Annotated in this window: 13 protein-coding genes and 1 tRNA gene; 8 read left to right on the top strand and 6 right to left on the bottom strand. The window is 63.3% G+C overall.

Going from position 1 to position 13,667, the window contains the following annotated elements:
• Positions 1-50: 50 nt before the first annotated feature.
• The 4 genes from DNA98_RS01425 to DNA98_RS01410 form a co-directional block, all read right to left on the bottom strand.
• Positions 51-359: a hypothetical protein gene (locus DNA98_RS01425; RefSeq protein WP_110524854.1), complete on the bottom strand. Its 309-nt coding sequence runs from the start codon at positions 357-359 to the stop codon at positions 51-53.
• 141 nt (positions 360-500) lie between these two features.
• Complete coding sequence (gene lepB, locus DNA98_RS01420; protein WP_110524852.1) at positions 501-1,253, bottom strand: signal peptidase I; 753 nt, start codon at positions 1,251-1,253, stop codon at positions 501-503.
• Positions 1,254-1,690: 437 nt separating this feature from the next.
• On the bottom strand, positions 1,691-2,977 hold the full coding sequence (thrC, locus tag DNA98_RS01415) for a threonine synthase (RefSeq protein ID WP_110524850.1): 1,287 nt from the start codon (positions 2,975-2,977) through the stop codon (positions 1,691-1,693).
• A 31-nt stretch (positions 2,978-3,008) separates the two neighbouring features.
• Complete coding sequence (locus DNA98_RS01410; RefSeq protein ID WP_110524848.1) at positions 3,009-4,028, bottom strand: homoserine dehydrogenase; 1,020 nt, start codon at positions 4,026-4,028, stop codon at positions 3,009-3,011.
• Positions 4,029-4,070: 42 nt separating this feature from the next.
• Here DNA98_RS01410 and queG point away from each other — a divergent pair, with 42 nt between their 5' ends.
• A complete protein-coding gene (queG, locus tag DNA98_RS01405) occupies positions 4,071-5,165 on the top strand; it encodes a tRNA epoxyqueuosine(34) reductase QueG (RefSeq protein ID WP_110524846.1) in 1,095 nt (364 codons plus the stop codon).
• Positions 5,166-5,178: 13 nt separating this feature from the next.
• Here queG and DNA98_RS01400 read toward each other — a convergent pair whose 3' ends face one another.
• Positions 5,179-5,901 (bottom strand): metallophosphoesterase, encoded by a 723-nt coding sequence (locus DNA98_RS01400; protein WP_110524844.1) that lies wholly within the window; start codon positions 5,899-5,901, stop codon positions 5,179-5,181.
• A gap of 71 nt (positions 5,902-5,972) precedes the next feature.
• On the opposite strand from DNA98_RS01400, the gene lnt reads away from it, so the two are divergent.
• From lnt to DNA98_RS01365, 7 genes are all read left to right on the top strand, one after another.
• On the top strand, positions 5,973-7,370 hold the full coding sequence (lnt, locus tag DNA98_RS01395) for an apolipoprotein N-acyltransferase (RefSeq protein WP_110524842.1): 1,398 nt from the start codon (positions 5,973-5,975) through the stop codon (positions 7,368-7,370).
• 86 nt (positions 7,371-7,456) lie between these two features.
• Positions 7,457-7,542 (top strand) — tRNA-Leu (locus DNA98_RS01390).
• Between the two features lie 118 nt (positions 7,543-7,660).
• Positions 7,661-8,578, top strand: coding sequence for a tyrosine-type recombinase/integrase (locus DNA98_RS01385; protein WP_110524840.1), 918 nt, complete (start codon positions 7,661-7,663; stop codon positions 8,576-8,578).
• A 92-nt stretch (positions 8,579-8,670) separates the two neighbouring features.
• The gene (locus tag DNA98_RS18460) at positions 8,671-8,847 is read left to right on the top strand and encodes a helix-turn-helix domain-containing protein (protein ID WP_110524838.1); all 177 of its coding nucleotides are present in this window, start codon (positions 8,671-8,673) and stop codon (positions 8,845-8,847) included.
• Positions 8,847-9,371 (top strand): hypothetical protein, encoded by a 525-nt coding sequence (locus tag DNA98_RS01375; RefSeq protein ID WP_110524836.1) that lies wholly within the window; start codon positions 8,847-8,849, stop codon positions 9,369-9,371. The genes DNA98_RS18460 and DNA98_RS01375 overlap by 1 nt, the downstream gene beginning before the upstream one ends.
• Before the next feature lie 203 nt (positions 9,372-9,574).
• Positions 9,575-9,940: a hypothetical protein gene (locus DNA98_RS01370; protein WP_129865517.1), complete on the top strand. Its 366-nt coding sequence runs from the start codon at positions 9,575-9,577 to the stop codon at positions 9,938-9,940.
• A 27-nt stretch (positions 9,941-9,967) separates the two neighbouring features.
• Positions 9,968-10,303, top strand: coding sequence for a hypothetical protein (locus DNA98_RS01365; RefSeq protein ID WP_110524832.1), 336 nt, complete (start codon positions 9,968-9,970; stop codon positions 10,301-10,303).
• A gap of 685 nt (positions 10,304-10,988) precedes the next feature.
• On the opposite strand, the gene DNA98_RS01355 is transcribed toward DNA98_RS01365, so the two are convergent.
• Positions 10,989-13,667, bottom strand: a complete 2,679-nt coding sequence (locus DNA98_RS01355; protein ID WP_129865518.1) for a hypothetical protein — start codon at positions 13,665-13,667, stop codon at positions 10,989-10,991.

The raw sequence follows: 13,667 nt of genomic DNA, 5'->3' as shown, positions 1-13,667 counted from the left end.
CAACCCGGCTACCCCTGCGAGGGCGAGCCCCTGGGCTAGCTGCTGGGCTTTCACGACCTGACGAATCGCCAGACGATGAGCTGGGACAAGACCAGTCCGATCCCGCCCCAGGTCACCTGCTCTTCGCGGCCAAGAAAGCCCATAAGGGCCGAAAATACCCCCGCGATAAGGAACCAGCGGGCGTATTTGGGGCTCACCGTGAGCCCCAGGCCAAAGGCCACCACAAAGCCAGACACCGCCGGGGGCATCCCCGCGCCTACCGCTACCACGCCGATGAGGAGGGCTAGGGTAATCGCCAAGCCCACGAAATAGGCCCCGGCGAAGGGTTCCTTGTTGGGTTTGATTTCCTTGCTGCGCATACACTTCCTTATAGCCTAACATACGCCAAGTGCCCCGGTAACTTGATTGTTGGGGCAGGGTGTGGCCCTAACACGCCGTACCCTAAACGCAAAACGCGGCGGATTATTTAGCAAGGTCTTCCGGGCGGCAGGCCGCCCGGATCACCGCGGCTCGAGCGCCCGGAATCCTTCCGGGGTACCCATTACCCGCCAGTTGACCCGCCACTGACCACTTTCGTCGCGCCGGATGGGGGGCCAGAGTACGAAATTGGCCTTTCCACCGATCTGGTCGAGTGCAACCGGCCCGAAGGCCCTCGAGTCCTCCGAGCCGCCGTAGGAGCGATTATCCCCCATCACGAAGTACATCCCCTGGGGGACCACGTACTCCCCCGTTTGGCCCTGGCGGAAGGGCCAGGCGTCGGAGTTGGCCCGATCTGAGATAGTATCCAGTTGTCCCAAGGATCGCCAATACGGGAGGGTGTGGCTTTCATTCACCGCTACCCCGTTGATGAAAAGCTCCCCCTGCTCCATGCGGATGCGATCTCCGGGCAGGGCGACGATCCGCTTGATGAAAAAGGGTCGGAAGTTGAAGCCCAGCTGCCCCAAAAGCGGCAGGGGTTGGATGGCGTAGGGATCGGTAAGGGGCGGCTTGACCACCACCAAGTCGCCCCGTTTGAAGCTGCCGATGCCGAAGCGGTGCAGCCAGGTCTGGTATTTGAGAACTACCACCCGCTCGCCTGGATGGAGGTTGGGCAGATCGCTGGTGCCTACTATGCCTACTGCGGTAAACGCGAAGGTGGTGATGAGCAGGGCCAGCAGCAGCGCTTCAGCGGTGGGGCGAAGCCACGCTTGCCAAAGGTAGCGCGCAAAGCTGGGTTTGCCTGCAGGTGGGTTGTTTGCTATGGGCTGCTGCATGGAGATACTCCCCGAACGAGTTTCACTAAAGCCGCAAGCCGATGGATTCAAGTCGGGACAGGGGGGGCTCGAGGGGAGAGCCGGCCAATCTGCTGGTTGGGGAATCCGCGAACCCCCCTCGCGCCTGATCCCTTTGCCCGCCGCCTTGGGTCGTAACAGCGCTGGTGCAGCGGGCGGTACCGCCGCAATCGAATAAGGCAGCACCAGGGGGGGCGCAAAAGCGGTTGGTGCAGGGCTCGAGGCTTGGGAGCAACGCTGGATGCACGTGCTTTGTGCCGTGAGCGCGTAGAGGGTGTCGCCCGGGAAGCGGCGGGCCTCGCTGCTCGAGGCGGCCAACAACACCACCAAAGGCAACCACCGGGTCAGAGAACACCAGACCAACACCCAAGCCTCAGGATAGCGCCCAAGATGACAGGGGCCTGAGGCCAGGGCGGGGGTTATAGCAGGTGCTGTTTGAGCGCCTCCACCGTTGGGGGGATCGTTTCCACCGCGACCTCGCGCCCCCACAGCTCCTCGAGCGCGGCTTCCTTGGGGGCCGCGAGGCCGAGAGCCTGGGCGACGGCGTGCGGGAACTTGGCGGGGTGCGCGGTGGAGAGGGTGATGATAGGGGTGGGGTCGGCGCCGGCGGCGCGGTAGCGGGCCACGGCCTCGAGCCCTACCGCGGTGTGGGGGCAGGCTACATAGCCATGCTGCGCATGGGTTTGCCGCATCCGGCCTAGCGTCGCGTCATCCAAGACCACCGTCCCCCAGACCCACGCGCGCAGCCTGTCCGCTCCCAACAGGGTGTAAAGGCGCTCGAAGTTGCTGGGCGCGCCCACGTCCATGGCGTTGGAGAGGGTGGCGAGGGTGGGATGGAATTGGTAGGCCTCTGCCCGGCCCGCCAGGAAGTCGGGAAAGAAGTGGTTGGCGTTATGCGCGGCGAGGAAGCGGGGGACCGGCTGCCCCATCAAAGCGGCCAGAACGCCCCCCGTGAGGTTGCCGAGGTTGCCGCTAGGAACGCAAAAGTTGACCGCGCCGCCCCCCAGTTGTCGGGCCGCCCACAGGTAGTAGAGCGTTTGCGGTAGGAGCCGCCCGATGTTGATAGAGTTGGCGCTCGAGAGCGGCAGGTGCGAGAGCTGGGGGTCTACGAAGGCTTCTTTCACCATGCGCTGGCAGTCGTCAAAGCTGCCCTCCACCGCGAAGCTCCGCACTCCCCTTCGCCGCACGATGAGCTGGCGCTCCTGCACCTCGCTCACTTTGCCCTTGGGGTAGAGCAGGACCACCTCGATGTTGTCCTGGCCGGCAAAGCCATCCGCCACGGCGCTGCCGGTGTCGCCCGAGGTGGCGACCAGGATGATCCGCCGCTCGCCCCGGCGGGCCAGGAAGTACTGCATCAGCCGGGCCATGGTGCGCGCCCCGAAGTCTTTGAAGGAGAGGGTGGGGCCGTGGAACAGCTCGAGCACGTACACCCCATCCGAGAGCGGGACGAGCGGGCAAGGGAAGTTTAGCGCGTCACGGACGATGGGCTCGAGGTCCGCCGCAGGGATCTCTTCTTCCAGCCACGCTCCCAGCACCTTCACCCCGACTTCTGCGAGGGAGCTCGCCTCGAGCCAGGTGCTCGGGCTGAGGGTGGGAATCCGGTCCGGGAGGTACAGCCCCCCGTCCGGCGCGAGCCCTTTGAGCAGGGCCTCGGCGAAGGAGAGGGGGGTTTTGTGGGGGTCACGGGTGCTGAAGTAGCGAACCATAAAGAAAGTGGCCGCCCACAGTGTATCAGGCTCAGACTTCCTCGAGCCGTTCTGCCGGGTAATCGGGAACCGGGGCTTTAGCCGAGATGGGGGCGTGGCCGGGAACGCCCATCAAAAGTTGGTATAGATCCCCCAACACGGCGCTGGCGGTGGCGGCTCCTCCGGCTCCGGCCCCGCTAAAGACCAGCTCACCGCAAGCGTCCCCCCGGAAGACCAGGCCGTTGCGGGCACTCCCGGCGCGGGCCAGGGGGTGCTCGAGCGGCAGCCGCACCGGGCGCACCACCGCTTTCCACCTTCCGTTTTCGGGGTAGAGGCTTCCGACCAAGCGTATGGTCTGCCCCTGCTGACGGGCGTTTTCCAGGTCGGTGGGGGTGAGGTGGGTGATGCCCCGCGTATGGGCTCGCACCTCTTCCCAGGGGTAGTCGGGGTCGGCGCAGAGCCGGGCCAGCACAGTAAGCTTGTGCGCCGCGTCGAGGCCCTCCACGTCTAGGGTGGGATCGGCTTCGGCGTAGCCCTTGGCCTGGGCCTCGGCCAGGGCCTCAGCATAGGTGGCGCCCCCCTCGAGCCGGCCCAGGATGTAGTTGGTGGTGCCGTTCAATATGGCGTGCAGCTCGAGCAAATGGCTTCCCCACAAGACCCCTGAGAGGGCCGAGACCACCGGGGTGGCGGCCATCACGCTAGCTTCGTAGTACAGCAGCCCCTCGTCGGCGTAGGGGCGGAGTTCCCCCCAGGCCTCGGCGAGCAAGGCTTTGTTGGCGGTGATCACCGGGATGCCCTGCTCCAGGGCTTGTAACACCAAGCGCCGGGCGAGGCCGGTACCGCCCATCACCTCCACCAGCACATCGGCTTCCTCGAGGAGGCCCTCCGGTCGGTCGGTGAGGCGTTCCGAAGGGATCCCCTCTCGCCTCCTGGAAGCATCGCGCACCAACACCCGGCTGAGCCTTGGCTCGACCCCCAAGCCCTTAAACCGCTCGTGGTGCCGGGCCAAAAGCTGCGCGAAGGCGCTGCCCACGGTGCCCGCGCCGAGCAAGACGATGTTTACCCGTTCCATTCTTTAGAGTATAAGGCCCTGCGCTTGGGTAGCATGCGGAGGATGGAGGCGCGAGAGCGAATCGAAGCTGAAGCTCGGGAGCGGGGGTTTCTCACCGCCTGGGCAGCGGTGGATTTGCCGGAAGGGGTGCGCTCGCGCTACCGGGAGTGGCTGGTGGCAGGGTATCAGGCCGGTATGGCCTACCTCGAGGCCCGCATAGAGGATCGCCTCGAGCCCACCCGCCGCTTTGCTTGGGCTAAAAGCGCCCTGGTGCTGGCGGCTTCCCATGCCTACCCCGACCCCGGCTTGCCGGAAGGGGGAGTCCGCATCGGGCGGGTGGCCCGCTACGCCTGGGTGCGCGACTACCACGCGCTGCTGCAGCCCCATATCGAAAGCTTGGAGAACCTAGCCCGGCGGCTTGGCCTCGAGGCCAAGGGGTATGTAGACCATGGCCCGCTTTCCGAGCGCAGCTACGCGGTGTGGGGTGGCCTGGGCTGGATCGGCAAAAACGCCATGCTGATGCGGATGGAAGAGGGCAGTTACCTCACCTTGGCGGTGTTGCTGACCTCGCTCGCGCTCGAGGAAAGGCCCAAGAAGCTTTATGAGAATCGCTGTGGACGCTGCACGCGTTGTTTTACCGGTTGCCCTACCCAGGCGCTACCCGGCGATGGCACCCTCGATGCGAGGCGCTGCATCAGCTACTGGACCATCGAGCACCGCGGGTGGATCCCCACCGAGCTGTGGCCTGGTCTGGGGGATTGGATTCTGGGCTGCGATATCTGCCAGCACGTCTGCCCTTGGAACCGCAAAGCCCGGGAGTTCTGGCGGGGTTTCACCCCCGAAGCGGAATTGGCCCATCCGGATATCCAGGATTTTTTCTTTCTCTCCGGCCACGCGTTTGCTCGCAAGTATGCCGGGACGGTTTTTTTACGTCCGGGGCGCACCCGCCTGGCCCGCAACGCCTTGATCGCGCTCGCCAACGCCCAAGATGAGCGGTACCTGCCCCTGGTGCGCCGGGCCGCAGAAGATGTCAGCCCGCTCGTGCGAGCCACCGCGGCCCACGCTCTGGTCCGGTTGGGGGATCTGGCCAGTGCCCGGAAGCTCCTCTTCGACCCCGACGCGGAGGTGGTGCGGCAGGCGCGTTCCGCGCTAGATTGAGCTCTGGTACCCGTTACCCCGGAAACCGCCCCTGCCGGATCACATCGCTGAGGACTGGAGGCAGCTCCCAGGCAGCCAAATCGAAGAGTACCTGGCCGAAATCGTAAGGCACCTTGAGAAATCGCACCTTGAGGGCAGGGTAACCCTCTTGGGGTTCGGGGTCTTCTTCCAAAAGAAGCACGTCCGCGCCCGGCTCCCCCCCAAGGGTGAGCCCAACCGAGCCAGGATCCACCAGAATTCCCTGCCCCACCCGGCGCTCATAGGGGATGTGTCGGCCTGCCGCTACCATGTAGCGGGCCCGTGAACGCTCGAATATCCGTACCAACTCGGTGACCGGGAGGTCGAAGTCGATCTTGACCTCGGGGTCATCAGGGGTGCCGTGAAAAGCTAACAGCCGCCCTTCTCCGATGTCCATGCGGTGGCGCAGACGGAGATGGCGCAAAAAATTCAACTCGCGTTTACCTAGCTGGGTAAGGGTCCACTGCAAAACGGTCTCCGCGACCCCTGAACGGGTCTCGCCAGGGAGGTTGAAGGCCACCCGAATGTCGGCGGAGCCTAGCACGCAGGCGATCCCCTCGCGCTCGAGCAACCTCAGCACCTGACGAGGATGGGGACCATACCCTACCGTGTCCCCGATAGCCAGAACCTGATCCACCCCTTCTTCCCGGAGCGCGGTGAGGGCGGCTTCTAAGGCAGGAAGGTTAGCGTGAATGTCGGCGATAATTCCAATCCGCATGTACGCTTCTATTCTGACATGAAAATCTGGTGAGCCATGGCAATCTCACCGCCCCCCGCTATGCTAGGGGCGTGCGGGGTCGTGCGCGCGCTCCCTTCGTCTCTTTGTTGTTGGGCTTGGCCTTGGCGGCCACGCTGCCGCCTTCTCCCTTAGGGATCCTGGCCCCCCTCCCGCTGGCCCTGCTCTTGCGGGAGGGGGGGTTTCGGGCGGGGATGTGGGCCGGCTTGGGTTTTTGGGGTATGCACCTGGTTTGGCTCCCCTGGAGCTTCGCCGACTTGTTTGGGCCTTGGGGGGTGGTTCCCTTTGTTCCGCTGATCTTGGCCAAGGCAGCGACGTGGGGCATACTCTTTGGCCTCACCCTGAGGCGGCCCTTGGCGCGGGCAGGGGGGTGGGTAGTACTGGAGTACCTCACCTCGCTGGGGGAACTGGCCTTCCCCTGGGGATTTGTGGGCTACAGCTTAGTGGAGGCGCCGGGCCGCTGGCTGGCCGCCCTGGGGGGGGTGTACTTGCTCTCGCTGGTGGTGCTGCTGGTGGCCTACGGGTTGGGCCAGCGGCGGTACTGGGTGGCGATTCCTTGGGCACTGCTATGGGTGTTGCCGCTTCCCCCCGCCCAACCCACACAGACTGCGCTGCTGGTGCAAGGCAACGTGAACCCGCTGCGCAAAGCAGCGGGAGACGTCCCTGACGAGCAGGTATACATAAACCTGACCCGGCAGGGCCTGGCCGAGCACCCTGAGGCGCGGTTGGTGGTCTGGCCCGAGACCGCGGTGTCGGCGTTTCCTCCCGCACTCCCTGCGGTCTTGGGAGAGCGGGAGCTGGTGAGCGGGTTCAACGCCGAGGGCGGATATAACCGGGCGGTGCGCTATGCCAACGGGCGGATTCTCGAGGTCTACGACAAAAACCGCCTGGCTCCTTTCGGGGAATTCTTCCCCTGGAAGCGTTACATCGGCCCGGTCTATAGCTTTTTTTTCCGGGCTTTTGGCTTCGGCTACGACCTTGCCAGCCGCCCCTTCGGCAGCGGCTACCGCACGTTGGGGCCTTACGGGGCCTATATCTGCTACGAGTCGGTATTCCCGCAGGTGGCTCGAGCCCTCACCCTGCGGGGGGCGGAGGTCTTGGTACTCGGCTCCAACGACGCATGGTTTGGCCCCAGTTTTGGGGCCCTTCAGCACTTCGAGATGGGCCGCTTGCGGGCGGTGGAGAATGGTCGCTGGGTGTTGCGGGCGGGCAACGACGGGGTGACGGCCTCGATTGACCCCTATGGGCGGGTAGTGGCACGCATACCGCAGCATGTGGCGGGTTACCTGGCCGCCCCCTACGCCCCCGCTCCCGGACAGACTCTCTACACCCGGCTGGGAGACTGGGCGGTGCTCATCGGGCTGGGGTTGCTGGTGTTGGCACGCGCTTCCCGACTGGGCCACTTGACCTGGCGCGAGCGCAACTGGGGAGATATCCCAGGGCCGCGCTAGGGCCAACGGTCATTGACAAGGCCTTAGAAGCTGCGTAAGCTATCAGGCGACCTCGGCCTGAGGTCGCTAGAGGGGTTGCGCAGCAAGCCGGGATGGCGGAATTGGTAGACGCACTCGACTCAAAATCGAGCGGTTAGCAGCCATGGGGGTTCGAGTCCCCCTCCCGGCACCAAGGCGCACCAGAGCGCAAAAAATCGCTCTGGTGCTTTTGTCGTTCATGCGACTTGAGCTTTCGACCGTCCAGGACACGCCTATGGCGTTGCAACAGCGGGGGGTGGAGGGGGTCGAAAATGCGCAAGTCGAGCGGGCTAAAACGTCAGAAGGTCAGAACTTCCCCAACAATCCGGCGGTACTTCGAGGCTTTTCTGTTGGACGGCCAATCGCGGGGCTTGAGCCCGAAAACTATCGCGTTTTACCGGGATACCCTTATCGTATTCCTGCGCAATTTTGGGGATTGGCCCCCGGAAGAACTGACGGCGGATGACCTGAAGAACTTCCTGCGTCATCAGTTTGAGCGGGGGATGTCCCACGGCGGTGTTCACGCCGTGTGGCGGGCGGTGCGGGCCTTCCTGAACTGGTTGCGCGCCGAGGGGGTGGAGGCCCTGGACCCCAAGAGTGTCAAAGGTCCACGGCTCGTCGTGGGCGAAGTGCCGGTGATCGGCGAGGCCGAAGTACGGCGCTTGCTGGAGGCCGCCGAGACTTCCAGTACCCCCCTGCGGGATCGTGCCCTGATCTTAGCCCTATGGGACACCGCCAGCCGGGCCAGCGAGGTCTTGGGGCTGAGGCTGGACGATGTTCAGCCCGAAGGGTTACGGGTCAGACGCAAGGGGGGGATGTGGCAGGTGTTGCCGGTGAGCAGCGTAACCCGCCGGGCGATTCGTGTCTACGTCCAGGCCGAGCGACCGATGTCGGATAGCGACCGGCTGTTTCTGACCCGGCGGGGTGACCCCATGAGCTACGAGGCCCTACGCTCCATGCTGTGGCGGCTCTCCAGGGCGGCAGGGCAGGCCTACAAGCCGCCACACAGCTTTCGGAGGGGGGCTGCAACGACGATGGTCAGGGACGGGCTGAACCCCTTCGCCCTGCAAACGCTGATGGGGCACCGAACACCGGCAATGACGCAGCGGTACGTTCGACTGGCCCAGGCCGACCTTAGCGTCCTCCACGCTGAGCACTCGCCTGTCAGCCGCCTGCTACGCCGAAAGTAGCCGATAGGCAAACTTCCTCGAAAAACTGCCACCCCAATACCCCGGAAAATAGGAGACTATCGGGGGTATATAATGGTAACTGGAGGGGGTCTATGGAAACTCCACAACGCGCAGCTTATCGGATAAAGGAGGCTTCAAAGATGCTCGGCCTGAGCTATCGATCAGTGTGGAAAGCGATCAAGCGGGGGGATATTCCATCTTTTCGTCTAGGGAAGCGGGTTTATGTGCCAAAGGCCTTCCTGGAGCGGCTGCAGCGGGGTGGGGAATAATGAAGACACAGCCCCAATTCCGCCCCTGGCGGATTCTGGAACACTATTTGGGTGACGTTGCCCCCCTCCTGGCGGGGGCCGAGGTCGCGCACTTCGTGAAAGACGGGGGCTTTTTCGACGTGCTGCCCCTAGGAAAACAAGACCCCGCCGAGATCGAGGGCATTCTCCGGGAAGCCCTTCCGACACTGCGCCGGAACGGCACGTACTCCTTGCGGCTGATGCGGGGAAAAGACCACAGTTTCGAGGAGGTCTTCAGCCTCCGTGGCCCCACCCTGATCCTTGGGGGGCAGAGAATCCCTCTGGTGGACGAAAGTCTGTTCAAGAGGGCCAGAGAGAGCCTGGACTTCCCGCCGGAGTTCGCCCATTACGTCGTGAAGCACGACGCCTGGGGACTCCCGGAGGTGGGCGTCTTTGGGCACGCTTGGGACCTGAGAGACTTTCTGGGCTCCATGTCTAACAGCCTGTGCTGGGGGCTCAAAATAACCCGCAACGATCAGGTTCTGTTTGATGAGAACCTAGGGTAAAACATTCCCCTCCACAGGGCTGGCGGGCTCTGTGGAGGGGCACAACTAGGGGGAAAGTATTTGTGAGGTATTTGCATTCGCCATTCTATTTCCGTGTCGCCAATTTGCCAAGCCGCCCCAAAGAATACGGGGCCTCGAAGCACGTCGAGCTAGACTTGCTGCCCGGAATCTACAGGGTCTATTCCAGGGCCTTTCACCAGCCTGTGGACCTGATCAGGGTCGAGCTGTCCAGGTCGGACCAGGCTACGCCTTACGATTACAGCATCACTTTGCCAAACGAGAAGCGCTATTGCGACCTGAAGCTTTGCTACCAGGCGGAGGAGTTTGGGGGCCTTTCTCCACAGACGAGCCGAGAGATTGCCAACTTGTTGGCCCACGGTACGGATGTGTTGGTCATCAGCGCCGAGAAAGCCTATCTTCTCCTGGCCGGAGAGTATAGCCCCCCGGTACGGTGGCCCCTGAGAGATTTGGAGAGACGGGCCAGGGTGTGTGTGTCGGTACACAGGCTGTGGGGGTATCTGGCCGAGGGGTACTTGGCCAAGGCCTATGAGGCCGTTCGACCAAACTGAGAGCTTTACCTATACTGTATAGGTAACATGAACCCGAACCTGACCGACGAGGAGCGCTGGAAGCTGTACGAATACTACTCCTGGCGAGTGTATGCCAATGCCTCCCCGGAGCTGGCCCTGAAAAAGATCACGGAGGAGTGGGAGCCTCCCCGGGAGAAGTACCTTCGTGAGCCTACTCCCCTGGAGAACGGGGGGACGTACTTCCACACCCTCGAAGAGGCGGAAGCTGCCGCACAGGCGGCTCTAGCCCGCATAGGCAAGCGCCTGAAGGGCATGGGGCCTAGGGTCAAGCCGGTGGGGAAGAGGGAAGCGCAGAGCCTGTATACGGAGATTGTGGACGGCGCTTCGAAGAAGGGGAAGTGACCCGGCTGGTAATTTCCCCTAAGTAAAGTTAGCGGCTATTTTCTAACCGTACAAAGCCCCTGATAATCTGTCCTCGACATAACAAACCCCACCACAGCCGGGGCAGAGTGCACGACTTGTGTCCTGGGGTGACCAATCTTCCACACACCCGCCACAAGTCCCACAGCTTCGGGCTGTGGGGGGGGTTAGAGATTCCGGAGAGAGATGAAAAACATGAAAAACGAGATTAGAGGAGGGGTTCTTTGAGAAAACCCGTCCAGGACGGGGGTCGGAGATTTCCGGAGATTCCGGAGATGAGAAAAAGAATCTCCGGAGAAAAAAACACGTCCAGGACGGGTTCTCCGGAGGTCCGGAGATTCTGGAGATTCTCCCCCCTTAGTGCGCAGAAGAAGAGAAAGGGGGTACGGGGGGGGTAACACCCCCCCGTGTATATGTTGCGCGAAAAGTACCGGAAAAACCTCCAGAACCTCCGAAACTCCGGAAACAGCGTTCCAGACGGCAAAAACTTTCCGGAGATTCCGATTCTCATCTCCAGTTCATCTCCGGAACCTCCGGAGCCCAACAGCCTAGCTGTGGGGATTGCGGAGGGTGTAGGTACCCCAACTGTAATCCCGTGAACGGTTACCTATACAGTGTAGGTAAAACACACCCCGCCTCTTTTGGCGGGGTCTCTGTACCGTTCAGATCAAAGGGGCTTCCACCCCTCAGGGGTTTCCGCCCAAACCTCAACCCTCTTGGCCTGTGGCCACTCCTTCCTCCCCATTACGATCTGATCCCGCAGCAGTTCCTCCCAGCTTCGAGGGCCTATTCCCCTCTTCGCCAGCTCCTCTTCCGGTTTGAGGATCATGGGGTAACTCTCCCCCTGCTCGCTTTTGAGGCGTAGCAATCTCGGCTTCTCTGCCCGTAGGGCCTCCAGTATCCGGGGGATATTCCTTTCCAGCCGCTCCCACCCGTCTTCCCCCTCCTCCGGGGTTTGGGCGGGATTATCGGATAGGGCCTCCTGAGAGGGTAGGGCAGCCGGGGGGCTTTCCACCTCCGGGGCACGTTCGGCCTGTGCCCGAACCTCTAGGCTCCATATAAAAGAGTTGGTGTAAGAGTCGCGCTGGCCTGTCAGGATAACCCCGGCCCGGCGTAGGGCCTCCTGCAAGCGCGGCAGAGCTTTGCCCAGGGCCACAGGGGATCGCGGCCAGCCCGGAGGGGGGCTGCCCACTATCCGCCCCAGCTCGTCGAGCAATTCCCTGGAAGTGTAGACTTGACGGTTACCCTCCGGCCAATCGCTCACCAGATCGAGCACAGCCTGGGCCAGGGGGTTCCCCTCCAGCAAATCGGCGCTCAAAGCCTGTTGCGCGCTGTTGAAGGCCCGCACGATCTCACCCGGAGCACAGCCCAGGGCGGGGCTGGCGGCCTCGGCCCAGATCGCCCAGTCGGCCATCCGGGGTAGCGGTTTGAGGGTTACCTCCGCTTTTCGGGCCAGGGCGGTGCTCACGGCGTCCAGCAGGGCGGCCAGGATGCGGGGGTGCGCTGCCTCGAAGCGCTGCCACAGCTCCCCTTCGGTCAACCGTTGTTCGTCCCGAATACGAGCTACCTCTATTCGCAGCGTCCGGTCGGCCAGGTCATCGCGCAGCAGGCCAAAGCCGATCCCGGTCAGGATCACCGGGCGGCACACCGATAACACGACCTCCCCGCTGTCGGTGTATAGCTGCCGCCTCGATAAAGCCCCACCGGTGGCGACCACACACAGAATGTCGGATAACCAGGGCGGGACACCCGACAGGTTGTCGAAGGCCACGATCAGATCGTTTAGCGCGGCAATGATCACCGGCTCGTCGCTGCGCGGCTCGGTGCGCAGCATCCCCTCGCTGGGGTCCACCAGGGCCTTCAGCATACGGGCCAGCGTAGACTTCCCCGCACCCTTTTCCCCGGCCAGGAGCAGCAGCGGGTATGCTCCTGGCCCAGGGTTCAGCGTTCCGATGATCCACCCCAGGAGCAGAGGCCAGTCCTTTGTGGGGGCAAGCCTCTTCAGCGGTTCCAGGTCACCGGGCCGCTCAGGTATCGGCAAAGGCTTCTGGTGCGGGGTACGCCGGAATCGCACCGGTGCACCGGCGGCGGGTACAATCCGCCAATCGTGGGCGTCTATCTCCACCACACTCCAATCGGGGCGGCTCAGGTCGAGGTAGATTCGCCCATCGTGCTCGGCCAGCCGGGTAAACACCGGGCATGAAACACCATCGTGAAGCGCCTTAGCCTCCAGGACAGCAAGGGCATCCTTCAGCCCCTGGTGGTGAGGGGTTTTGCCCTCTGTGCGATAAAAGCGCCCGGATAACCAAAGCCGGAAGGGGCGGCTGTCCACCGGCCAGTGCTCGATGTGACCCTCGACGGGAATACTCGCCCAAGCCGTCCCGTCGGGGCTGTGCCAGAATTGCGCGTCTGCCGCCAGGGATACCAGGCGGGTGGATTCCTTTTCCTTTTTCCGCTCCGGTTGCGCCTCCAGTCCCCGGTAAGGGCTACTACTCCGGGCCTTCTCCAGGGTCATCTCGCCGTAGGTCTTGCCGCTCCCAGCGTGTTGCTCATCCCACTTCGGTCTGTACAGGCCCGACTGCCGGAACAGCCGATCTGCACGCCCGTCATCGTTGTTCGTCCACCACAGTAGGTGCGAGCACAGGGCCAAATCGGCCTCGGACTGGGACGAGTAGCCGCTGGTGTCACCCTGCCACAAGCGGCGTATGTTGGCCCCGTTCTCGGCTTGGAACATCTTTTCTAGCAGGGCCTGGTCGTCCAGCGCCACAGGGTGGGGTGCTGGTGTTGTGGACAACACCCCCAAGTCGGCTAGCAAAGCCTCTAGCTCGGCCTGGCACTCCTGGAGATCGTCGGGGTAGCCTTCCCAGTGCTCGGCTGTGAAGGTAAAAAACCTGCCCTTGTCATAAACTTCCAACTCCACACCGGGGGCTAGCTTTTTTCGGTTGCGGCACCCTTCGGGCAGCTTGCCGTGCAACAGGATGTGGCAGCCCTTGCCGGAGGGTGACCACTCCACGTAAGAGTCGAGCCGGTCCACGATGGTCCGGGCTTCGGTCGGGACACCCTCACCGGGATATTCCTTCCAATCGAGGTCGATTCCGGTGATACCGTCCCCCAGCACAAAGCCCAAGCCGTCGAACCGGCCACCCTGGAGGGCCTTCCGGCACTCCTCCAGGGTGTGCCAGGTGGTGGGGTCGTTGCTCCTGGCGGGCTTTTCGTCGGGCTGGAAAGGGACCTTGGTCTGCTTGCCGTCCCGCTCCACGTAGCGCCATACCACCCAGCGGCGCTTTTGCGCTAGACTGGAGGGGCAGTTGCTCACCTCCATCACCTCTGGTAGAGTCTGCCCCAC

This window comes from Meiothermus sp. Pnk-1, from assembly GCF_003226535.1.
Classification (GTDB): Bacteria; Deinococcota; Deinococci; order Deinococcales; family Thermaceae; genus Allomeiothermus.
The sequence above is the reverse complement of the archived record's forward strand: the minus strand, read 5'-3'. Positions and strand labels throughout refer to the sequence as shown.

Excerpts from the sequence above, each read along its gene's own strand:
- DNA98_RS01375 (WP_110524836.1), top strand. The coding sequence starts at position 8,847 with ATGAAGACACAGCCCCAATTCCGCCCCTGGCGGATTCTGGAACACTAT.
- DNA98_RS01365 (WP_110524832.1), top strand. The coding sequence starts at position 9,968 with ATGAACCCGAACCTGACCGACGAGGAGCGCTGGAAGCTGTACGAATAC.
- DNA98_RS01410 (WP_110524848.1), bottom strand. The coding sequence starts at position 4,028 with ATGGAACGGGTAAACATCGTCTTGCTCGGCGCGGGCACCGTGGGCAGC.
- thrC (WP_110524850.1), bottom strand. The coding sequence starts at position 2,977 with ATGGTTCGCTACTTCAGCACCCGTGACCCCCACAAAACCCCCCTCTCC.
- DNA98_RS01400 (WP_110524844.1), bottom strand. The coding sequence starts at position 5,901 with ATGCGGATTGGAATTATCGCCGACATTCACGCTAACCTTCCTGCCTTA.
- lepB (WP_110524852.1), bottom strand. The coding sequence starts at position 1,253 with ATGCAGCAGCCCATAGCAAACAACCCACCTGCAGGCAAACCCAGCTTT.
- queG (WP_110524846.1), top strand. The coding sequence starts at position 4,071 with ATGGAGGCGCGAGAGCGAATCGAAGCTGAAGCTCGGGAGCGGGGGTTT.
- DNA98_RS18460 (WP_110524838.1), top strand. The coding sequence starts at position 8,671 with ATGGAAACTCCACAACGCGCAGCTTATCGGATAAAGGAGGCTTCAAAG.
- DNA98_RS01425 (WP_110524854.1), bottom strand. The coding sequence starts at position 359 with ATGCGCAGCAAGGAAATCAAACCCAACAAGGAACCCTTCGCCGGGGCC.
- DNA98_RS01385 (WP_110524840.1), top strand. The coding sequence starts at position 7,661 with ATGCGCAAGTCGAGCGGGCTAAAACGTCAGAAGGTCAGAACTTCCCCA.